The sequence below is a fragment of the Streptomyces sp. BE20 genome (assembly GCF_036322525.1).
GTDB lineage: Bacteria > Actinomycetota > Actinomycetes > Streptomycetales > Streptomycetaceae > Kitasatospora.
Genome location: NZ_JAQYWW010000497.1, coordinates 46,128 through 66,507, shown reverse-complemented (window position 1 = coordinate 66,507; position 20,380 = coordinate 46,128). Strand labels below are relative to the sequence as shown.

Here is a 20,380-nt window from a genome sequence, read left to right as displayed (position 1 = left end):
GGCCGGAGTGGTCGGTGGAACGGCCCGCCGGCCGGGTGCCGGGCTTGCGGCGGCCTCCTCCTCTCCAATGAGTGCACACGTATGCACATGTTGTCCTACCCTGAAGGGGACGTCCCTGGTTCGCGCCGTACCCGTCTGCGCGTCGAGTCGATCGGGGTTCCCATGCTCTCCGTGCTCCGCAACCGCACCTACCGACACCTCCTCACCGCCCAGGTGGTCGCCCTCGCCGGGACCGGCCTGGCCACGGTGGCGCTCGGCCTGCTGGCCTACGACCTGGCCGGTGCCTCGGCCGGTGCCGTGCTCGGGACGGCCCTGGCGATCAAGATGGCGGCGTACGTGGGGATCGCCCCGGTCGTCGCCGTGCTCGCCCACCGGATCCCCCGCCGGCGGCTGCTGGTCGCGGCCGACCTGGCCCGCGCGGCGGTGGCACTCGCACTGCCCTTCGTCACCGGCGTCTGGCAGGTCTACCTGCTGATCTTCGTCCTCCAGGCGGCCTCCGCGACGTTCACGCCGGCGTTCCAGTCGGTGATCCCCGAGGTGCTGCCCGACGAGCGCGACTACACCCGCGCGCTCTCCCTCTCCCGGCTCGCCTACGACACGGAGAGCCTGGTCAGCCCGGCCCTGGCCGCCGGCCTGCTCGCCCTAGTCGGCTACCGCTGGCTGTTCTGGGGGACGGTGATCGGGTTCCTCGCCTCGGCGGTCCTGGTGGTCTCGGTGATCCTGCCGGTCGCGGCGGCGCGCGGGGCGGTGGACGGCGCGCGCGGCTCGCGGGCGCCGTCCGTCGCGGCCCGGTCGCTGGAAGGACTGCGCCTCTTCCTCTCCGTCCCGCGCCTGCGGGCCCTGCTCGCCCTGGACCTCGCGGTCGCCGCCGGCGGCGCCATGGTGATCGTCAACACCGTCGTCTACGTCCGCGACCAGCTCGGCCGCCCCGCCGGGGACGTGCCGATCGCGCTCGGCGCGTACGGGGGCGGGTCGATGGCGGTCGCGCTGCTGCTGCCCCGGGTCCTGGACCGGGTGGCCGACCGCAGTGTCATGGTCCCGGCCGCCTTCGGCATCGCGGGGCTGCTCGCCGCCCTGGCGGTCCTCACCTCGACGGGCGGCGGGGGGTGGCGCTGGCCCGCGCTGCTCGCCGTCTGGGCGGGCCTCGGTGCGGCGGGCTCGCTGATCCTCACCCCCGGCGGGCGGCTGCTGCGGGCCGCGGTGCCGGCGGCGGAGCTGCCCGCCGCGTTCGCCGCCCAGTTCTCGCTGTCGCACGGCTGCTGGCTGCTCGCCTACCCCCTGGCGGGCTGGCTCGGCGCCACCGCGGGCCTCCCCGCCGCCGTCCTCGCCCTCGCGGCCCTGGCCCTGGCCGCTGCCTTTCTGGCGGTCCGTGCCTGGCGCCCCGCCCGGGACTCCCGGCCCGCCACGGCCACCGGCCCGGCCCCAGTTACGGCGGCTCGCCCCGGCGTGAGCGCCGGTCCGGCCCGGGCCGTCCGGCCGGTCCACCGCCACCGGCCCGCGTCCGGTGCGTCGCTGCCGCGTTGAGCGTCTTGCCGTGGGGGCCCGGCCGCGCTACCCGTCTCCTCCCTCGCCCCCTGGCGCGCGGAACGTCTTGACCGGCGGGCCCCGTCGCGCCGGGCGTCCCGTCCGTGCGCCTTCGCCGCGGGCCCCTGCCCGAGGTGAAACCGGATCGTGCGACGATGGGTGCAGCAGTGTTGGTAAATGTTCGATATTGTTTGGCCATGTTGTTGAAGGGGAGTTCCATGCAAGGGAGCAGGACATGGCCGGAACGGTGACCGGGGAGACCGACCTGGCCGGCTCGACCACCAGGACCGCCGCCACGCTGGCCGACGGCCGCGAACTGATCTACTTCGACCGCGGGGCGGCCCCCGCCGGCCGGGACGCGGTCGACCGGCGGCCGCTCGAAGCCGCCGCGCCGTCCTCGGAAGTGCGGCTCGACCCGCTGACCGGCGCCTGGGTGACCGTCGCCGCGCACCGCCAGGTCCGCACCTACCACCCGCCCGCCGACCAGTGCCCGCTCTGCCCCTCGCGCGACGGGCGGCTCAGCGAGATCCCGGCCTCGGACTACCAGGTCGCGGTCTTCGAGAACCGGTTCCCCTCGCTGGCCGGACACCCCGACACGCACCCCGTCCGACCCAGTCTCGGCGACCCGCTGCACGCCACCCGCCCCGGGGCCGGCCGCTGCGAGGTGGTCTGCTTCACCGCCGACCACGACGCCTCCTTCGCCGACCTCGACGAGGACCGCGCCCGGCTGGTGCTCGACGCCTGGACCGACCGCACCGCCGAACTCTCCGCCCTGGGGGGCGTCCAGCAGGTCTACTGCTTCGAGAACCGGGGCGCCGAGATCGGCGTCACCCTCGCCCACCCGCACGGCCAGATCTACGCGCTGCCGTTCACCACGCCGCGCACCGCCCACATGATCGACCGGGCCGCCCGGCACCGCGCCGCCACCGGGCGCAACCTCTTCGAGGACCTCGTCGCCGCCGAACGCGCCGACGGGGAGAGGGTCGTGCTCGCCGGCGAGCACTGGACGGCCTTCGTCCCCTTCGCGCCCCGCTGGCCCTACGAGGTCCACCTCCACCCGCACCGCAGGGTCCCCGACCTCACCCGGCTGGACGAAGCCGAACGCGAAGAACTCCCCGGTATCTACCTGGAGTTGCTGCGCCGCTTCGACCGCCTCTTCGGCGACGGCGAACGCCGCGTCCCGGCCCCGTACATCTCCGCCTGGCACCAGGCCCCGGTTGTCGGCGGCGACGAACTCGGCCTGCACCTCGAACTGTTCACCGTCCGGCGGACCGCCGACAAGCTCAAGTACCTGGCCGGCACCGAGTCCGGCATGGAAGCCTTCATGAACGACGTCGCCCCCGAGGACGCCGCCCGGCGTCTGCGGGAGGTCGCGTCCACCACCGGTGGAGAGCAGCGATGACCACGACCACCCTCTTCGCCGAGCTGTTCGGCCACGCCCCCGACGGCGCCTGGGCGGCGCCCGGCCGGGTCAACCTGATCGGTGAACACACCGACTACAACGACGGGTTCGTCCTGCCGATCGCCCTGCCGCAGGCTGTCCGCGTGCAGGCCCGCCGCCGCCCCGACACCCTGCTGCGCCTGCACTCCTCCCGGACCCCGGGCGAGATCGTCGAGCTGGACGTGGCCGCGCTGGAGCCCGGCGGAGTGGCGGGCTGGGCCGCGTACCCCGCTGCGGTCGTGTGGACCCTGCGGGAGGCCGGTCACCCCGTCGGCGGCGCCGACCTGCTGATCGACAGCGACGTGCCCGCCGGCGCGGGCCTCTCGTCCTCCGCCGCGCTCGAATGCGCGGTCGCCCTCACCTACAACGACCTGTACGGGCTCGGCCTGGACGCGCGCCGGCTCGCGCTGCTCTCCCAGCGGGCGGAGAACGCGTTCGTCGGCGTGCCGTGCGGGATCATGGACCAGATGGCCTCGATGGCCTGTCGCGCCGGGGCCGCACTCCACCTGGACGCCCGCGACCTCTCCGTCCGGCACGTCCCGCTCGACCTCGCGGGTGCGGGCCTGGCCCTGCTCGTCATCGACACGCGGGTGCAGCACGACCTCGCCGACGGCGCCTACGCCGCGCTGCGGGCGGGCTGCGAGCGGGCGGCCGTCCTGCTCGGGGTGGCGGCGCTGCGCGACCTCTCGGGTTTCGACCTTCCGCTCGCACTGCAACAACTCCCGGACGAGCTGCGCCCGTTGGTCCGCCACGTGGTGACCGAGAACGAGCGGGTCGAGCACGCCGTCGCGGAGTTGGAGCGGCACGGCCCGGCCGCCCTCGGCCCGATCCTCACCGCCGGACACGCCTCCCTGCGGGACGACTACCGGGTGTCCTGCGCCGAGACCGACCTCGCCGCCGCCACGGCCGTCGCCGCCGGGGCCCTCGGGGCCCGGATGACCGGCGGGGGCTTCGGCGGCTCGGTGATCGCCCTGGTGGAGACGGGAGTGGCGGAGGCGGTGGCCAAGGAGGTCGGCGCCGCGTTCGCGGCCGCCGGCCATGCCGAGCCGCACCTCTACACGGTGATCCCCTCGGAGGGGGCCCGCCGGTTGGCGTGAGGCCCGGCCCGGCCGACGGCCCCTCGGCCGGGCCGCCCGGCCGCGCTGCGCCGCGCTGCGCCGCAGGCCGGCGGCCCGGCTGCCGGTCAGCCGCAGAACTCGGCCTCGGCGAGCTTGAGTTTGCCGGTGAACCAGTCGGCGTTGGCGTTGAACGCGGCGGCGTGCCGGCCGTCCCGGGTGGTCAGCGCGAGAGTCGACGACCCGTGGATGCCGCCGTCGTGCCCCCAGACGGTGACCCCGCAGGACAGCGTCCCGCCGCCGATGCCGAGCCCGCCGGCGCCCTCCGTGGTGAGCATCTCGCCCAACTCGGCCGGCGGGAGCAGCCGTCCGCGCATCAGCGCGGAGAGGAAGCGGGTGAGGTCGTCGGTCGTGGAGATGATCTCCCCGGCGGCCCCGGCCATCGACGGGTTGAGTTCGGTCGTCTCCACGGGCGTCGGCGAGCCGCCGAACAGCTTCGAGTAGCCGCGCGCGTGCGGCCGTGGCACGGCGGTCGCGGTGCCGGGCACGCTGGTGCCGCCCAGCCCCAGCGGCCGGATGATCCGCCGCTCGATCTCCGTGCCGTACGGGCGTCCGGTCACCTCGGCGACGATCATCCCGGCCAGGACGTAGTTGGTGTTGGAGTACTCGCGCTTCGTCCCCGGCGCGGAGACGGGCGGGTGCGACACGGCGAGCCGCACCAGTTCCGCCGGTGTGTAGGTGTCGTAGCGGTGGCTCAGGAACTGCGGAGTGAACAGCACCGCCGCCATTCCGGGGTCGTCGTCGTAGGCGAACAGCCCGCTGGAGTGGTCGAGCAGTTGCCGGATGCTGATCGCCGAGCCGTCGTTCCCGTTCCCGCTCACCACCCCGGGCAGCCACGTCTCCACGGCGTCGTCGAGGTCGAGCCGCCCCTCCGCCTGGAGCTGGAGGAGGACGGTCGCGACGAACATCTTCGTCACGCTCCCGATCCGGAACCGCTCCCGGGCCGACCGCGGCTGCCCGGTCGCGGTGTCGGCCGTCCCGACCGCCCCCGACCGGCTCCCGTGCGGACGGGTCGCCGTGGCGATCATCCCGGGCAATCCCTCGGTCCGCACGGCCGCCTCCATCGCGGCCACCGTCCCGTCGCGTTCCGCCCCGCCCCGTCCCGATCCGGCCGCCGCCGCGGGCAGGGCCGTTCCGAGCACCACCGCCGAGGCCACCGTCGCAACGCCCACCCCGCGCCGAAGCGCGCTGTGCCGAGTCATGTGCATCTCTCCTGAGGTCCGTAGCCCTCGTCCCCCGCCCCTGACCACGTGGACGGCCCGCAGGCACCGGGGGTTCCTGCGGGCCGTCCGTCCGCGCACAAACCGTCCCTGCGGACGACCCGCCCCGGAGGCGGGGCGTGCGGGAGACCCTTAGGGTCAGCAGTCCGACGACCGCTGACGGCCTCCGCCGTGTCCGCGGCCCCCGATGCCCCCGGCAGGGGGCTCCGGCTGCCCTCGGAGCGGTCTCGGGACTGCGCGTGCGGCACCCCCGGGACTGCCCTCGAAGCGTCCGCGGCGCTGCCTCAACGCTTGCGCCAAAGCGCCCAGTTCTGCTGGGTGTCGGTCCGGTCGACGTACCAGCCGGCGGGGTGCGCGGGCCAGTAGGCCTCGGGCTCCTGCCCCGGGCCGGGCAGGGGGGTGACGACCGCGGTGGCCGCCGGGGGGAGCGGCTGCCAGCGGGGGTCGAGGTACCAGACGCGGCCCCGGTAGACCTCGAAGGTCTGGGTGGTGCGCAGGGTCCATTCGAGGTCCCAGACGAAGACGACGCTGTCGTCGGGCTTCAGCCCCGCGCTGTGGGTGAAGCCGGTGGCCAGGGGCTTGCGCCAGGCCGAGTGCGGTTGGGAGACGCGTTCGGTGATCGTCGCGGTGGCGAACCCGGCGAACAGGACCAGGGAGACGCCGACCGCCCAGAAGGCCCTGCGGCCCCCGGCGGTCCGGATCAGGAGGACGGCGCAGAAGATGACGAGTGCCGCCGTGCTGGCCCGGACCATGGAGAGCCGGCCCCAGTCCGCGGTGAGGAACGAGACGTCCGGCAGCGTCCAGAGCACGAAGCCCTGGGTCCGCAGCTTCGAGCCGGCCGAGCCGATCACCAGGACGGCGAGGAGCGCGATCAGCCCGGTCGTCGCCGCCGCGGACCTGCCGAGTGCGCGCCGGCCGCAGCGGGCGACGACCGCGACGCCCGTCACGAAGGCCGCCGGCACGAGGTAGGAGGTGTAGCGGGCGTAGACCCAGTTGTCGATGCGCCCGTCGTCCGGAAGGGCCGCGGCGGAGGCCAGGGCGGTGCCGACGAGGAGCGCCACCAGGACGCCGCCGGTGATGCGGTGCGGGAGCGGCGTGCGGCGGCTGAACACGGCGAACAGGCAGGCGACGACGGCCAGTCCGCCGATTCCCCAGGTGGAGACGGTGAAGTACCAGATCTGGCCGGCTGTCCTGGTGAGGGTCCGCTGGGTGGCCTCCGGGTCGGTGAGGCCCTTCCAGAGGAAGCCGCCGACGTCGCTGTCCTCGACGGTGAACTGCGCGTGCAGCCAACGGGCCAGCAACTCGGTGCCGAGCGCGCCGGCCCCCAGGGCCCCGAGGCCGGCGACGGCCGTGCGCCACGGAGCTTTGCGGAACAGCAGGACGCCGGCGAACACGGCGGCGGTCAGGGCGACGACCACGCCGCCGCGGTCGTGCGTGGCCATCGCGTAGGCGGCGGCGGCACCCGCCCCGGCGGCGTACCGGGTACGGCCTCGCGCCGGCCCGTCGGTGAGCCAGCCGTGCAGGCAGAGCAGCCAGGCGAGGATCAGCGCGGGCAGGACGGCGTCCGTGAGCGCGAACTGCGAGTAGAAGACCACCGGCGGCAGCAGCGCGGTGGCGGCGCCGAAGGCGTACGCGGCGCCGCGCTGCAGGCCGAGGCGCCGCAGGGCGGCGTAGGCGAGCGGGAGGACCAGTGCGCTGACCAGGGCGTTGATCCCGAGGACCAGGTGGTACGCCGTCACCGGGTCGTCGGCGATCCGCAGGGCGGGGGAGATCAGCAGCGCGTAGCCGCCGGGGATGACCACGCCGACCGGCATCTCGGTGGTGGGGCGGCCCGCGAGGACGCGTGCCAGGATCAGGTACGACTCCTCGTCCGGGTGGACCGACGGGTAGTCGAGGTGCCGGACGAGGACGAGCCGGAAGAGGACCTGGACGAGGTACCCGGCGGCCAGCGCGGCGGGCCAGAACCAGCGGCGGAGGCGGAGCACCGCCAACCGCCGTATCGCCCGGTCCGCGAGTCCGGTCGGCGGTACGGCGGCGGGGGACCCGTCCCGGGTCTCCCGCGGCGTCTCGGCGGCGTCCGCCGTCCCTTCCGCTCCCGCGGTCCTCGCGGTGGGTGTGGTGACCTGCCCCATCGAACTCTGCTCCTCCCAGGCCGACCTGGCCGTATCCCGCTCCCCGGGGTACGGCGGGTGCGTCGAACCGTAGCGCGGGCCTCTGCGGCCCACGTACGCAGGATGACTATATATGTCGTTCACCTGCATATGTGGATCGTGCGGATCCGGAAGGTGCGGCGGGCGGGACCGGCGGTCGGAGCCGCTCCCGAAGGGGCAGGGCGGGGTGCCCCGGGGCGGCGGCCGCCGGATCACGGGCGGACGCCCGGATCGGCCCGTCACCCGTCGGTCATTCGCCCGTGATCCGGCGGCCGACGGCCCGCTGACCCCGCGCCAGCCACCGCACGGGCCAGTGCAGCAGCACGGCCAGGCAGAGCAGCCACCCGCCCGCGTGCACCGCCCAGACGCCCGCCATGGTGGGGCCGCCCCAGGCCTGGTGGTAGTCGCTGCCCAGGTACCAGACCGGGTAGCCGAAGTTCCGGACCGAGTTGAACAGTGCGTACCCGATCAGCGCGAAGGCCGCCACGTCCAGCGGGAGCCCGAGCACGGCGCGGCCCAGCACCCGGCCGCCGGTCCACCCCCGGCCGCCGGAGAGCCGGCCCTGCCAGTGGGCGGCCCGCCCGGGTCGGCCGGTCAGGGTCAGGGCGACCGCCGCCAGGCCCACCGGCAGCGCCAGGAAGGCGCCGGCCGCAGTGCGGAGGGCGGGGCGGAGAGCAGTGCTGAGGGCGGGGCGGACGGTACGGCGGATCGGGGACATCGGTGGGCTCCTCGCCCTCGTGCGGCTGATGTCCTCACCCTCCCGTCCCCGTGCTCCCGCCGTCGTGGCACCGGGGGGCCAACCCCGGTGTAGTACCCGGGTCCGACGTCACCCGTCCCGCGTCACCCCGTGCCCGGGCGGCGAGGGTGGTCCTGCCGGACCCAGGGTCGGATCGGGCCTGGTTGGGGCAGGCGGGTGGCCGCGAAGGTGGAGCCATGACCGAGAACGACGGAACCAGGACCGACCGCAACGACCACCGCACCCCCGGATCGGCCGGCGAATTCGACGGCAGGACCGTGCTGATCACCGGCGGGACCAGCGGCATGGGCCTCGCCACCGCCCGCCACCTCCTCGCCTCCGGCGCCGAGGTGGTGATCACCGGCCGTGACGAGGCCAGGCTGCGCCGGGCCGAAGCCGAACTGGCGTCCGGGGACAGGGTGTTCGCCGTGCGCGCCGACTCCGCGAAGCCGGCCGACCTGGCCCGCCTGGCCGACCTCGTGGGGGAGCGCCACGGGCGGCTGGACGGCGTCTTCGCCAACGCCGGCGTCGGCATCTTCGAGCTGCCGACCGACGTGACCGAGAAGTCCTTCGACCACACCGTCGACGTCAACTTCAAGGGCGTCTTCTTCACCGTCCAGCACGCGCTGCCGCTGCTGGAGGCCGCCGGCGGCGGGTCCGTCGTCCTGAACGCCTCCTGGACGCTCCACCGCGGCCTGCCCAACGCCCCGGTGTACGCGGCGACCAAGGCGGCCGTCCACAACCTGGCCCGCACCCTGGGCAGCGAGTTCGCCGGGCGCGGCATCCGGGTCAACTCGGTGAGCCCGGGCTACATCGTCACCGAGATGTTCGACGCGGTCATCACCGAACAGTCCGCGAAGGACGCCGTGCTGGCACAGGTGCCGCTGGGCCGGCTGGGCGAGGCCGAGGACATCGCGGAGACGGTGGCCTTCCTGCTCTCGTCCCGTTCCTCCTACATCACCGGGCAGGACTTCGTGGTGGACGGCGGCGTGGTGGCGGTCGCCGGCAGCTGGTGACGCCGCTGCCGGGTGCAGCCCGGGCCGCGGGCGCGCCGGGGCGGCCCGACCCCTCCCTCAGCCTGGTTCCGGCAGGACCAGGCTGAGGGAGCCCCGAGCAGAGAGAATCGTCCTATGAGCAGCACAGCGATCAGCCTCAACGAGTTCCTGCGGACCCGACGCTCCCGGCTCCGGCCCGAGGACGTCGACCTGCCGGACTACGGCGGTCGCCGCCGGGTGTCGGGGCTGCGCCGCGAGGAACTCGCCCAGCTCGCCGGCGTGAGCGTCGACTACTACACCCGGCTCGAACAGGGGCGGGTGGGCAACCCCTCGGACGCCGTGCTCGACGCCGTCGCCCGCGCGCTGCGGCTCGACCCGGAGGAGGCCCGGCACCTGCACCGGCTCGCCCGCACCGCGCCGGGTGGCGGCAGCGGCCGGGCGTCGACGGCCAGGGCGTCGGCGGCCCGGGCCGCCGCGGCGCCGCAGCGGGTCCGGCCGACGCTCGCCCGGCTGCTCGACGCCATGATCGACGTGCCGGCCGTGGTGATGGGCCGACGCATGGACATCCTGGCCTGGAACCGGGCCGCCGTGGCCCTGTTCGGCGACTACGGCGCACTCGACCCGGCCGAGCGGAACATCGCCCGCATCACCTACTTCGATCCGGCCTCGCGCGAGCTGTACGAGGACTGGGTCGGCTGCGCGCGGGAGAACGCCGCCTTCCTGCACCTGGAGGCCGGGCGCCGGCCGGACGACCCCAGGCTCGCCGAGCTGATCGGCGAACTGTCCATGCGCAGCCCGGAGTTCCGCCAGTGGTGGGCCGAGCACCCGGTCCGCGACAAGACGTCCGGCAGGAAGGGGTTCCGGCACCCGCTGGTCGGGCGGATGGAACTGGTCTACGAGACGCTGCGCTCGGCGGACGACCCGGACCAGGCCCTGGTCACGTACACGGCCGAGCGCGGCAGCCCGTCGGACGACGCCCTGCGGATGCTGATCGCCTGGGACGCCGACCGGGAGCCGGTGCAGGACCGCGACCGCTCCCCGAACCCGGAGCGGGCCCGTGGCGGGGCCCCGTTCGCCGACCGCGCCGCCGACCGCTCCGCCGACCGTGCCCCGGGCCTGGCTCGGCCCGACGGCGGCACCGGGCCGGCGGCGTAGGCCAGGGACCGCGTGACCGGTCCGGCCCGGTCCGGCCCGGTCCGGCCACGCGGTCTCCGAACGGCACCCCACGCACCCCAAAGTGCGCTCTTCTGCGGGGGAGTTCACCCGCATACGGTGATCCGGTAACCGACAGCTACCAGGGATCACCGATGACCATCCTCAAGACCTACGCCCGCCTCTGGTCCGACGGCCTAGACCAGGCCCTTCCCCTTCTGCGCACCCTGACCGGCGCCGAACCCGACCTGCTCTTCCGCTTCCACGAGATCGAACTGGCCGCCATCGGCGACTTCCTGGTCATCGCCGGACCGCCCGCCGAACGGGCCAAGTACGCGCACGCCTCGGCGACGGTCGTGGTCTCCGACCTCGACGAGCTCGGCGACACGCTGACCGCCGCCGGGGCCGTCGTCACCACGCCGGAGACCGCCTCCCCGACCGGTCGCTTCCTCTACGCCCGGCACGCGGACGGCGCCGAGGTCGAGTACGTGGAGTGGGTGCCGGACCTGGTCCGCCGGATCGTCCACCGCGAACCCTGAGGCCGTCCCGCCGCCTCGAACCGACGCTTCGTCAGATGACTTGATCGAGAGAGGCCGTGAAGGAGCGATTCGGCGCCGTGGTCACACCGGCCCCGCGGGAATATCTCAGTTGCAGGCGTCACGTTTCCGACTGATCCTTTTCCCATTCGACGGACAAGGGGAGGGCGACGTGGCGCTGATTCCGTTCCCGGCGTGCCAGAACGCCGACGAGGAGCCGCTCGCCCGGATGCGCACGCACGGACGGGAGCACCCTGCTCGTGATCGATGAGTTCACGACGAAGGCCACCTACGGCCAGGTCTTCGCGGTCACCCGGTTCCGTGCCGTCTTCGCCGGTCGGCTGCTCGGCGTCCTGTCGGACACGCTGCGGTCCGTCGCACTGGCGGTGCTGGTGTTCGACCGGACCGCATCGCCGTTGCTGACGGCGATGACGCTGACGATCGGCTTCCTCCCCCAGGCCGTGGGCGGCCTGTTCCTCGCCGCGATGGCGGACCGGTTCTCGCCGCGGACCCTCATCAGCACGGGTTACGCACTCCAGTGCGCGGTCGGGCTGGTGCTCGCGTTCGGCCACCTCCCGGTCGCGGCGGCCCTGGGGCTCGTCGCGGCCGTGGCCTGCCTGACACCCGTCACCACCGGGGCTGCGGGCCGGGTCCTGGCGGAGATCCTCACCGGCGACACCTATGTGCTGGGGCGTTCGCTGTCCTACCTCGTCGCGGTCTCGGCGCAGATGGTGGGCATGGCCGCCGGCGGGGCGCTGGTCGTGTGGCTGGGTGTGGAGCGGACGATGCTGGTCACCGCAGGGGCGCACCTGATCGCGTCGGTGATCAGCCGCCTGTGCCTGTCGGGACCGAAGGCGGTCCGCACGGGCGGGTCCACGGCGGGCGGGTCGGCAGCGCTGGGCGGATCGTTGGTGGCCGGCGGGTCGATCGTGCGGAGGACCCTGCAGGGCAACGCCGCGCTCGTCGCCGCGCCCGGGGTCCTCAAGCTGATCATGGTCCAGTGCCTGCCCGCCGCGTACCTGGCCGCGGCGGGGAGCCTGCTCATCCCGTACGCCGCGCAGCGCGCGTTCGGCCCGACGGAGACCGGCACCCTCCTGGCCGCCACGTCCGTCGGCATGCTCATCGGCGACGTCGTCGTCGGGCGGGCGTTCGCGCCCGCCACCCGGGAACGACTCGTCCTGCCCCTGCTGCTGGTGATGGGCGCGCCCCCGGTCACGCTCGTGCTGGACCTGCCGTATCCGGCGGTCGCCGCCGCGTACGTGATCACCGGCGTGGGGTCCGCCTACCTGCTCGGCCTTCAGCGGCGCTTCCTGGAGGCGGTCCCGCCCCACCTCCAGGGACAGAGTTTCGCCCTGCTCAACACCACCACCATGACCATCCAGGGGGTCGGGCCCCTGGTCTTCGGCGTGCTCGCGGAGTTCCTCCCGGTCGGCCTCGCCATCGCCCTGACCGGGGTGAGCAGTGTGACCACCACCCTCCTCCTGCGCTCCGCGATCCGCCCACGCCCGTCCGGCTGATCACCGTGTCACGGGGACTTCGACGCGCCGCCGCCGGTGACTGCCTCGGCATTCCTGAGCGCGGTGTCGATGGACTTCCTGACCAGTTGCAGGTGCTGCAGGTTCGTCCGGACCTCCGCACCCTGGTAGGCGGTCTCGACACCGAACCAGACGCCGACCACGTTGTGCTGGTGCTTGCATCCGACATCGGCGGTCGCCGCGGCGATCTCGGGATCGGTGGGGGTGGCGGAGGAGAGCCAGCGCGGGTCGCTCACCGCGTCCATGGGCGTGGCGTAGGAGTGTCCCTTCTCCTTCATGCACTGCGACCAGCCGGCGAAGACCTCCTTCACCCGGGCGTCGGCCATGGATGCCGCGTACGCGCGGCCGTTGATCTCCATCGCCTTGACGTCGTCCTGGATGATCCCGCCGTCGGCCGCCAGTTTCGTGTCCGCTTCGCCGAGGCATCCGCCCCTGGGGACCGCGATGCCGTTGAACGCACCGCCTGACTGCGACGCGGAGGAGCCGGCGGGCGCCGGCGCCTCCACGCCCTGCCCGAGGACGGTCTGCATCTCCGGTGAGAGGGACTCCTGGGCCGGAGCCTGCCCAGGCCGATCCGGCCGGGCCGCCCGGTGGTAGCCGCGGGCTGCTGCGCTCGCGGCGTCCGTCAGGTAGTACCGGCGCGCCATCGGGTCCGGCTTGCCCCCGACGGCAGGCGGCGCGAAGTCGAATCCGAACCGCTTCATGCACGACGCGATCAGGACCGTCCGGGCGGCTTCGATCCGCTGCTCCTCACTGGGGCTGATCAGGTACTCGGCGATCGGCAGGATCTGGCCGCCGGCGTCGGCGAGGGTCGGCGGCGCGCCGACCGGCGGAGGAGCCGCCGGGGCAGGGGCCGGGCCGGAGGGCGCGCAGCCGGTGACGGCTCCGCCGAGCGCCACCATGGCGGCGATCACCGGCACGCCGATCGACCGCACGGACGCGGACGCTGCACTTCGCATCTTGAACTCTTCTTCCGCCGTGAAAAGGAAGCGGTGCCGCGCGCCGTCGATGCGGGCGGCGGCACCGCTTCCGAAAAGACTTGGTACCCGAACCTCGGTCAGCGGCAGTAGTCGTAGAAGTCGAAGCACTGCGAGGCGTTGTTGTTCCGCAGCTCCGGGATCAGGTTTCCGCGGGTGCCGCGCTTGAAGTACTGGCTGATGCCGTAGCCGCCCGGGCTGTAGTAGATCGTCAGGCTGTAGGTGGTGTTGTTGTTGATGACCGAGGCCGCGTTGTTCCTGACGTACTGGCCGTTTCCGGCGCCACCGCCCCCGAAGGTGTAGGCGGAGTTGTACTGGTAGGTCTCGTAGCCCTGGCTGGTGCCGGAACCGTCGCCGAAGAAGGCGCCCTGGAAGTTGGGGCTGTAGTACAGGCAGGCGTCGTAGCTGGCGCAGTATCCACTCGACGCGGCTGCGGGAGATGCGGAGACGACGCCGAGGCCGAGTGCGGCTATCGACATCACACCGGCGGCGACCTTCGTGCGGATGGTCATGGGAAATCCCCTTGTCAGTTGATCGATGGGTGTGCAAAGCGGGGGGGCTTGGTCGGCACATCGGTGATGTGCTCTCCATTCGAACCCCATGGAATCCCCGGGCGCTGGAATCAAACGGAGTATCGATGCTCAGGTGACTGAGCGTCAAGCTCGCATTCCGTAGAGCCGTTGACCTGATGGCGCCGAATTGTCGGGCCGGGCCGATCGGGCGACAGGTGGGCGGAGTCCCGCGGATGAATTCCCCGGGGTCCCTGATCGGTGCGGACCGCGAGGGGTTCGCCGTCCGGAGGGTCGCCGCCGGACCGGCCGGGTTCGGGTCGTCACCTGCCGGGCCGTCCGCGGCCTGTGCGCGGGCGCGCCGCGGTGGTCAGTCCGAGAAGGAGGCGGATCGAGGATCACTCAACGGCGGAACCGGAGTTGTATCCGTTGCTGCGAAGTGTCACGGTACTTCGTGATGCACTCATGTCAATTCCCCCGTCCGACGTCCATGCTTCGTGACGAAGGTGGAAATCCCGTCGTGACACCCCCGTTTCACGTCATGATCAAGAATACAGACACATCCGGGGAGCCGGAAGCTCGCATTCCGGAGGGTGGGCGGTGGATGCTTGCCGAGGGCGCCGGGGCCGGCCCGGCCGGCCGGTCACTCGCCGCGGGCGCCGTCGGCCATCTCCCGGAGCACGTCCATGTGGCCGACGTGACGGGCCGTCTCCTGGATGACGTGGCCGAGCAGCCACCGCACGGTGTAGTCCTTTCCGTCGACGCTCCGGGCCGCGCGGTCGTCCGCGGTCCTGTGGGCCAGCGCCCGTTCGGACCGGAGCCACTCCTCCCGGTAGGCGGCGACCAGACCGGACGGGGTGTCGCGACCGTCCAGCCGCCATTCCGCGTGGACGTCCTCCTTCACCCACAGCGAGGGCAGGTCCGATCCGCCGCCGACGATCGACAGCCAGAAGCGTTCCACCGCGGTGAGGTGCCTGACGATGCCGCCCAGGCTCATGAACGGCGACGTCGGGAGCGGGGTGGCGGCGGCGAGGGTTGCGTCCAGGCCCGCGACCTTGTTGACGACCGTGGTGCGGAGGAAGGACAGGAACTCCCACTGCAGGCGGAGTTCGTCATCGGCCACCGTCGACGGCCAACGGCGCTCCAGGGAGCCGGCCACCGGGTTCGGGTTCGATATGCGGGCAGTGTAGGCGCCCGGAGGAGGGTCTCGCGGGGGAAGGGCGGCTGCCGCCCGCCGGGGCGCCCCGACCGACTCGCCGGATGTGATGTCATTATGGAGGGAGCGCATATGACGCCCAACCACCTTGGACGAAGAGCGCCTTCAAGCAGTGGGGGCCAACCGTGGAGGATCCCGCTGCGGGCGTCGTCGGGGGTGGGCGTCATCGCGAGTGGGCGTGGAGGGACGGGCCGAAGTAGGTGCCGAAGAACCGGCGTGACCAGCTGCCCCGCTGAACGTGACAGGGCAGCCGACTGGGGCCGTCGTAGTCGCTCTCCGTCAACTCCTCGGGAACCACCACGTAGCCGAGGTCGACCAGGGCCCGGGTCGCCGTGGCGAGATCGGCGTCGTCCAGCTTTCCTTCGGCCGGGCGTCCTCCGTCCCGAAGAAGGCCCCCGGGTTCTCGGCGCAGATCACGGCCAGGGAGCCGAAGTTGCTGAGGCAGACGACGATCCGGGTCCCGCACGCCGTCGCCCCGCCCGGCACGACGACCCGGCCGAACTCGCTGGAGTCCTGGGTGGTCCCGGCCTCGCACCGGGTCGCGAAGTCACCGTCGAGCCGGGTCACCAGCTCGCCCAGCCGGGCCGCCTGCGCGGCTCGGTCGTCGTGCTGCGGCCACTCCAGCCAGTCCGGGTCGTCGAGTTCGCGCAGCAAGGCCCGTAGATCCGCTTCGTTCTCCGTCATGCGGTCATTCTGGTGGACTGAGCGGTGGACGGCGGGCCGCGCATCGGGGCAGGCTCGTCCGCAGAGGTCCCGGACCGCTACCGGGGCCCTCTGCCCGTGTGACCTCACCGACCCCGTGAACCCCACCGAGCGCCGGACCGGCGGCACTTGGTGCTCAGTCTCCTGGAGAGCTCCATGCCGCTGCCCGCCTCGCCCGTGCTGCTGACCGGAAACGACCTCGTCCTGCGGGAGTGGTCGCACGCGGACCTGCCGGCCATGGTCGAGCTGTTCGACGAGCCCGACGTTGCCGCCCGCACCACGCTCCGCTCGCCCTTCGACCTGGACGCGGCGTGCGCGTACCTGGAGACGATCGACCGGAGTCGTGCCGAAGGGCAACGCCTTCATCTCGCGATCACGGCCGACGGCCACCAGCCCCTGGGAGCAGTGCATCTCAACCTCTCCCGGGGCACCATGGGCTACGCCGTCGGCAGCGCCCACCGTGGACGGGGCCTGGCCCTGCGAGCCATGCGGCTCCTGACCGACTACGCCCACCAGGTCCTTCAACTGCCCCGGCTGCTGCTGGAGATCGAGAGCGACAACGCCCCCAGCATCGCCGTCGCCCGGGCCCTGGACTTCCGCCCCACCGGCGACGAGCCGGAGCGCGTGCAGGGGAACGGCCGGACCTACTCCTGGCACACCTGGGCCCATGGCGCACCCGCCATCCGCCGGCCGCCGATCCGCAAGCCCTAGCCGCGTGTCGGGGTGCGATCCGGTAAGCCGTCTCGCGGGGCACCGAATCACCTGATCGACACCGAAGGGGAGTTCATCGGACCGTATCTGCCGATCGGCGAGTGCGGCCGGTACCCCGAACGACTGCGGCAGCAATTCGAGCACGTGGTAAGGCAGTTCAGTACGGGCTCCTCGGCAGCGGCCTGGTGGGATCCGCCCGCCCCACGCAGACCAGTCGGCCGGGTTGGTTCAACTGGACCTCCAGTCAAGTGAGTTCGTTGTCCAATTGGCCTTTTTTCCTCTTCCCGAGCGCTGTGCCGGTGGATAGCGTGCCACAGCACGTCACCAACGGAGAGGTCGTCTGATGAACATCCGTATGAAGATCGCCACGCTGACTGCCGCGGTCCCCCTGCTGGTCGGTGTGTCGGTGGCGACCGCGCCCACCGCATCAGCCACGGAGAGCTGCACCGGCGGGTACGTCTGCATCTACCAGGGCGACATCGCGGACGGCAGCGGCAATCACCCACTGGTGTACAGGTTCTACGAATACGGGACCTACAACGTGTACAACCTCGTTGGGGAGTACACCGTGAAGAACTGCCAGACAGGCGGCGCGGGGGTCACGGGCTACACCGGGTGGAACGCCGGGGGAGGCATTGCCTGGTCCATCCCCGTCAACAACTGTGCGGGGGGCCTCTGGGTGAACCTCACGTCGACGTACTCCGTCAGGCTGTACTCGTGATCGCACGTCTTCACGAAGCGCGCGAGTCGGCGCGAGCTCACGTGCACGGGCGGCCTACGGGGGCCGCATCGGCCGCGAGGAGAAGGTGCTCCGTTCCGTGAGGCCGGGGACACGGCCTGCGGGTGTGTTCGTGTGCGATGCCCTCGGTGGCGAGGGCGTCGCACCGGGCGTGCGACCCGGCGCGGAAGCCTGTCGGTACACCTAGTAGTCGACGGGTTCGCGGATGACGGGGCAGGTCATGCAGTGGCCGCCGCCGCGGCCCCGGCCGAGTTCGGCGCCGACGATGGTGATGACCTCGACACCGGCCTTGCGCAGCAGCGTGTTGGTGAGGGTGTTGCGGTCGTAGGTGAAGACCACGCCGGGTTCGAGGGCGACGGCGTTGTTGCCGCTGTCCCACTGCTGGCGCTCGGAGGCGTACACGTCGCCGCCCGTCTCGATGACGCGCAGCCGGACGCCGAGGGCCTCGCCGACGACGTCGGTGAAGCTCCGGGAGCCCTCGTCGGTGATGTCGATGCCGACGGCGTTGTCCCCGGGGCGCAGCGTGAAGGTGTGGACGGCGTTCATGATGGTCGGGTAGAGCGTGACGATGTCGCGGTCGGCGAACGTGAAGACCGTGTCGAGGTGCATGGCAGCGCGGAGTCTCGGCATGCCGGCGACGATGACCCGCTCCGCCGCGCCCTGGGCGAAGAGCGCACTGGCGACCTGGGTGATGGCCTGGCGGGAGGTCCGCTCGGACATGCCCATCAGGACCACGCCGTTCCCGACCGGCATGATGTCGCCGCCCTCGAAGGTCGCCTGGCCCCACTCCCGTTCGGGGTCGCCCCACCAGACGGTGGAGCCGGTGAACTCCGGGTGGTACCGGTAGACCGCCTTCATGAGCAGGGTCTCGTCGTGCCGGGCGGGCCAGTAGAGGGGGTTGAGGGTGAGCCCGCCGTAGAGCCAGCACGTGGTGTCGCGGGTGTAGAGGGTGTTGGGGAGCGGCGGCATGAGGTACTCGCGGGTGCCGGTCGACTCGCGGGCCAGACCGATGTACCCGGAGCGGTAGTCGTCCGGGAGGTCGCCGGTGGCCAGTCCGCCGATCAGGAACTCGGCCAGTTCCTTCGGGGTCAGGGTCTCCAGGTAGCCGCGGGTGCCGTCGACCAGCCCGAGTCCGACCTCGTTGGGGGTGATCTTCCGGTCGAGCAGCCAGTCCCGGGCGCCCGGCACGATCAGGGTCCGGGCGAGCAGGTCGTGCAGTTCGACGACGTCGACGCCGCGCTGGGTCAGCTTGTTGACGAAGTCGGCGTGGTCGCGCTGGGCGTTCTCGACCCACATGACGTCGTCGAAGAGCAGGTCGTCGGAGTTGGTCGGGGTGAGGCGGCGGTGGGCCAGGCCGGGCCGGCAGACCAGGACCTTGCGCAGGCGGCCGACCTCGGAGTGGACGCCGTAGCCGTGGGCCGGGCTGGAGGCGGTGTCGTTCACGGTCACGGGGGGCCTTTCGGTGACGGGACGGGCGAGGGGCAGACGGCGGACGCGCGCGGGCGCGGAAGGGTTCAGATGGTGATCCACCCGGCGGCCAGGGCGGTGATCCCGGCGACGGCACCCGTGATCGAGACGGCGAGGATGACGAGTTCGCGCGGGGAGAAGAGGCGTCGCCCCTGCTCCCTGCGGGCCATCACGAACAGGACCGTGGCGGGCGCGTAGACGATGAAGGAGACCAGGACGAACTTGAGCCCTGCCGCGTAGAGCAGGAACGCGGTGTACACGGTGGCCAGCACGCCGACCGTGAGCTCCCGCCCGCGCGAGCGGGTGCCCGGGGCCGAGCGGTGGGCGATCTTGGCGGCGTACGCGGCGGCGAGCAGGTACGGGATGAGGCTGAGCGCGCTGGTCAGGTCGAGGGCGAAGTTGAACGCGTCGTCGGAGAGCAGCGTCACGAAGAGGACGACCTGCGACAGCACGGTGGTCATCAGCAGGGCGGGCACGGGGACGTCGGAGGCGTTGGTGCGGCGCAGGAACCGCGGCATGTCCTTGTCCTTGGCCGCGACGAGCAGGACCTCGGCGGCCATCAGGGTCCAGGCCAGGTACGCGCCCAGCACCGAGACGATGAGGCCCACGCTGACCATGACCTTGCCCCAGGTGCCGACCGCGGCCTCCAGGACGCCGGCCATCGACGGCTGGCGCAGCTCGGCGATCTCGGCCATGGGCAACAGGCCGTAGGAGACGATGGTGACGGAGGCGAAGATCGAGAAGACGCTCAGGAAGCCCAGCACGGTGGCCCGTCCGACGTCCTCGCGCCGCTTGGCGTGGCGGGAGTAGACGCTGGCGCCCTCCACCCCCAGGAAGACGAAGACCGTGGCGAGCATGGTGCCCCGCACCTGCTGGAACAGGGAGCCCGCGTAGTCGGCGCCGCGGAAGTTCTCGGCGAAGACGTCCGTGTCCAGGGAGAACAGGGCCAGCAGGATGAAGACCAGGATCGGGACCAGCTTGGCGACCGTGACGACCCGGTTGATCGTCGCCGCCTCCTTCACGCCCCGTCTGATGAGGAGGAAGAACAGCCAGAGCCCGGCCGAGGAGCAGACCGCGGCCAGGAGGGTGTCACCGTCGCCGAGCGCGGGGGCGATCGCGCCGATCGTCGACATGATCAGCACCCAGTACGTCACGTTGCCCACGCACGCGCTGGCCCAGTAGCCGAACGCGGAGAAGAAGCCGAGGTACTCGCCGAATCCGGCCTTGGCGTAGGCGTAGACGCCGGCGTCGAGGTCGGGCTTGCGGACGGCGAGGGTCTGGAAGACGAGGGCGAGCATCAGCATGCCCGTGCCCGCGATCGCCCACGCGATCAGCGCTCCGGCGACGCCGGTCTCCTGCGCGAAGCGGCTGGGGAGCGAGAAGACGCCCGCACCGACCATCGAACCGACGACCATGGCGGTCAGGGTCGGGAGCGTCACCTTCGCGGTCGATCCCGGCCGGGCGGCGAGGTCGGCGCCCTCCGGGGGGCCGCCGTCGTCCTTCCGCATGCCACCTCCGTTTCGTACGGCCCGGTCGCCCTGCCGGCGAGCCGGTTCGGTTCCGGTCGCGGTCCGGCGGGTCGGGCCCGGTTCGGCCCTGGTCCGGTCCGGCCCTGGTCCGGCCCGGTCAGGCGGGTCGGGGACCGGCCTCTGGCG

The 20,380-nt window shown here is 72.6% G+C and carries 18 protein-coding genes; 9 read left to right on the top strand and 9 right to left on the bottom strand.

What is annotated here, in order from left to right; translation table 11 throughout:
- Window positions 1-162 precede the first annotated feature (162 nt).
- The 3 genes from PUR61_RS07095 (at window position 163) to galK (ending at window position 4,062) form a co-directional block, all read left to right on the top strand.
- Entirely contained in the window at window positions 163-1,524 is a 1,362-nt protein-coding gene (locus PUR61_RS07095; RefSeq protein ID WP_329876792.1) for an MFS transporter, read from the top strand.
- Window positions 1,525-1,759: 235 nt separating this feature from the next.
- Window positions 1,760-2,926, top strand: coding sequence for a galactose-1-phosphate uridylyltransferase (gene galT, locus PUR61_RS07090; RefSeq protein ID WP_329876790.1), 1,167 nt, complete (start codon window positions 1,760-1,762; stop codon window positions 2,924-2,926).
- Entirely contained in the window at window positions 2,923-4,062 is a 1,140-nt protein-coding gene (gene galK / locus PUR61_RS07085) for a galactokinase (RefSeq protein ID WP_329876788.1), read from the top strand. Before galT ends, galK begins: the two co-directional genes overlap by 4 nt.
- An 86-nt stretch (window positions 4,063-4,148) precedes the next feature.
- On the opposite strand, the gene PUR61_RS07080 is transcribed toward galK, so the two are convergent.
- The 3 genes from PUR61_RS07080 to PUR61_RS07070 form a co-directional block, all read right to left on the bottom strand.
- Complete coding sequence (locus PUR61_RS07080; RefSeq protein ID WP_329876786.1) at window positions 4,149-5,282, bottom strand: serine hydrolase domain-containing protein; 1,134 nt, start codon at window positions 5,280-5,282, stop codon at window positions 4,149-4,151.
- Window positions 5,283-5,584: 302 nt separating this feature from the next.
- Complete coding sequence (locus tag PUR61_RS07075; RefSeq protein WP_329876784.1) at window positions 5,585-7,432, bottom strand: hypothetical protein; 1,848 nt, start codon at window positions 7,430-7,432, stop codon at window positions 5,585-5,587.
- 268 nt (window positions 7,433-7,700) lie between these two features.
- The gene (locus PUR61_RS07070) at window positions 7,701-8,168 is read right to left on the bottom strand and encodes a hypothetical protein (RefSeq protein ID WP_329876782.1); all 468 of its coding nucleotides are present in this window, start codon (window positions 8,166-8,168) and stop codon (window positions 7,701-7,703) included.
- A 215-nt stretch (window positions 8,169-8,383) separates the two neighbouring features.
- Between PUR61_RS07070 and PUR61_RS07065 the strand changes: the two genes are divergently transcribed.
- From PUR61_RS07065 to PUR61_RS07050, 4 genes are all read left to right on the top strand, one after another.
- Window positions 8,384-9,202, top strand: coding sequence for an SDR family NAD(P)-dependent oxidoreductase (locus PUR61_RS07065; protein WP_329876780.1), 819 nt, complete (start codon window positions 8,384-8,386; stop codon window positions 9,200-9,202).
- 114 nt (window positions 9,203-9,316) lie between these two features.
- Window positions 9,317-10,336 (top strand): helix-turn-helix transcriptional regulator, encoded by a 1,020-nt coding sequence (locus PUR61_RS07060; RefSeq protein ID WP_329876778.1) that lies wholly within the window; start codon window positions 9,317-9,319, stop codon window positions 10,334-10,336.
- Window positions 10,337-10,488: 152 nt separating this feature from the next.
- Window positions 10,489-10,872, top strand: coding sequence for a VOC family protein (locus PUR61_RS07055; RefSeq protein WP_329876776.1), 384 nt, complete (start codon window positions 10,489-10,491; stop codon window positions 10,870-10,872).
- Window positions 10,873-11,129: 257 nt separating this feature from the next.
- Complete coding sequence (locus PUR61_RS07050) at window positions 11,130-12,386, top strand: MFS transporter (RefSeq protein WP_329876774.1); 1,257 nt, start codon at window positions 11,130-11,132, stop codon at window positions 12,384-12,386.
- Window positions 12,387-12,394: 8 nt separating this feature from the next.
- Here PUR61_RS07050 and PUR61_RS07045 read toward each other — a convergent pair whose 3' ends face one another.
- From PUR61_RS07045 to PUR61_RS07030, 4 genes are all read right to left on the bottom strand, one after another.
- Entirely contained in the window at window positions 12,395-13,363 is a 969-nt protein-coding gene (locus PUR61_RS07045; RefSeq protein WP_329876772.1) for a hypothetical protein, read from the bottom strand.
- A gap of 98 nt (window positions 13,364-13,461) precedes the next feature.
- The gene (locus PUR61_RS07040) at window positions 13,462-13,893 is read right to left on the bottom strand and encodes a peptidase inhibitor family I36 protein (protein ID WP_329876770.1); all 432 of its coding nucleotides are present in this window, start codon (window positions 13,891-13,893) and stop codon (window positions 13,462-13,464) included.
- Window positions 13,894-14,533: 640 nt separating this feature from the next.
- Window positions 14,534-15,049, bottom strand: coding sequence for a DinB family protein (locus PUR61_RS07035; RefSeq protein WP_329876768.1), 516 nt, complete (start codon window positions 15,047-15,049; stop codon window positions 14,534-14,536).
- A 336-nt stretch (window positions 15,050-15,385) separates the two neighbouring features.
- Entirely contained in the window at window positions 15,386-15,790 is a 405-nt protein-coding gene (locus PUR61_RS07030) for a hypothetical protein (protein WP_329876766.1), read from the bottom strand.
- A 150-nt stretch (window positions 15,791-15,940) separates the two neighbouring features.
- Here PUR61_RS07030 and PUR61_RS07025 point away from each other — a divergent pair, with 150 nt between their 5' ends.
- Both PUR61_RS07025 and PUR61_RS07020 read left to right on the top strand, forming a co-directional pair.
- Window positions 15,941-16,519: a GNAT family N-acetyltransferase gene (locus tag PUR61_RS07025; protein WP_329876837.1), complete on the top strand. Its 579-nt coding sequence runs from the start codon at window positions 15,941-15,943 to the stop codon at window positions 16,517-16,519.
- A 355-nt stretch (window positions 16,520-16,874) separates the two neighbouring features.
- Complete coding sequence (locus tag PUR61_RS07020) at window positions 16,875-17,240, top strand: hypothetical protein (RefSeq protein ID WP_329876764.1); 366 nt, start codon at window positions 16,875-16,877, stop codon at window positions 17,238-17,240.
- A gap of 201 nt (window positions 17,241-17,441) precedes the next feature.
- Here PUR61_RS07020 and PUR61_RS07015 read toward each other — a convergent pair whose 3' ends face one another.
- On the bottom strand, window positions 17,442-18,707 hold the full coding sequence (locus PUR61_RS07015; protein ID WP_329876763.1) for an arginine deiminase: 1,266 nt from the start codon (window positions 18,705-18,707) through the stop codon (window positions 17,442-17,444).
- A gap of 65 nt (window positions 18,708-18,772) precedes the next feature.
- A complete protein-coding gene (locus tag PUR61_RS07010; RefSeq protein WP_329876762.1) occupies window positions 18,773-20,233 on the bottom strand; it encodes a basic amino acid/polyamine antiporter in 1,461 nt (486 codons plus the stop codon).
- Window positions 20,234-20,380 lie beyond the last annotated feature (147 nt).

Bases quoted from the DNA above. Each gene is read 5' to 3' on its own strand.
- PUR61_RS07095 (WP_329876792.1), top strand. From the start codon at position 163: ATGCTCTCCGTGCTCCGCAACCGCACCTACCGACACCTCCTCACCGCC.
- galT (WP_329876790.1), top strand. From the start codon at position 1,760: ATGGCCGGAACGGTGACCGGGGAGACCGACCTGGCCGGCTCGACCACC.
- galK (WP_329876788.1), top strand. From the start codon at position 2,923: ATGACCACGACCACCCTCTTCGCCGAGCTGTTCGGCCACGCCCCCGAC.
- PUR61_RS07080 (WP_329876786.1), bottom strand. From the start codon at position 5,282: ATGACTCGGCACAGCGCGCTTCGGCGCGGGGTGGGCGTTGCGACGGTG.
- PUR61_RS07075 (WP_329876784.1), bottom strand. From the start codon at position 7,432: ATGGGGCAGGTCACCACACCCACCGCGAGGACCGCGGGAGCGGAAGGG.
- PUR61_RS07070 (WP_329876782.1), bottom strand. From the start codon at position 8,168: ATGTCCCCGATCCGCCGTACCGTCCGCCCCGCCCTCAGCACTGCTCTC.
- PUR61_RS07065 (WP_329876780.1), top strand. From the start codon at position 8,384: ATGACCGAGAACGACGGAACCAGGACCGACCGCAACGACCACCGCACC.
- PUR61_RS07060 (WP_329876778.1), top strand. From the start codon at position 9,317: ATGAGCAGCACAGCGATCAGCCTCAACGAGTTCCTGCGGACCCGACGC.
- PUR61_RS07055 (WP_329876776.1), top strand. From the start codon at position 10,489: ATGACCATCCTCAAGACCTACGCCCGCCTCTGGTCCGACGGCCTAGAC.
- PUR61_RS07045 (WP_329876772.1), bottom strand. From the start codon at position 13,363: ATGCGAAGTGCAGCGTCCGCGTCCGTGCGGTCGATCGGCGTGCCGGTG.
- PUR61_RS07040 (WP_329876770.1), bottom strand. From the start codon at position 13,893: ATGACCATCCGCACGAAGGTCGCCGCCGGTGTGATGTCGATAGCCGCA.
- PUR61_RS07030 (WP_329876766.1), bottom strand. From the start codon at position 15,790: ATGACGGAGAACGAAGCGGATCTACGGGCCTTGCTGCGCGAACTCGAC.
- PUR61_RS07020 (WP_329876764.1), top strand. From the start codon at position 16,875: ATGAAGATCGCCACGCTGACTGCCGCGGTCCCCCTGCTGGTCGGTGTG.
- PUR61_RS07010 (WP_329876762.1), bottom strand. From the start codon at position 20,233: ATGCGGAAGGACGACGGCGGCCCCCCGGAGGGCGCCGACCTCGCCGCC.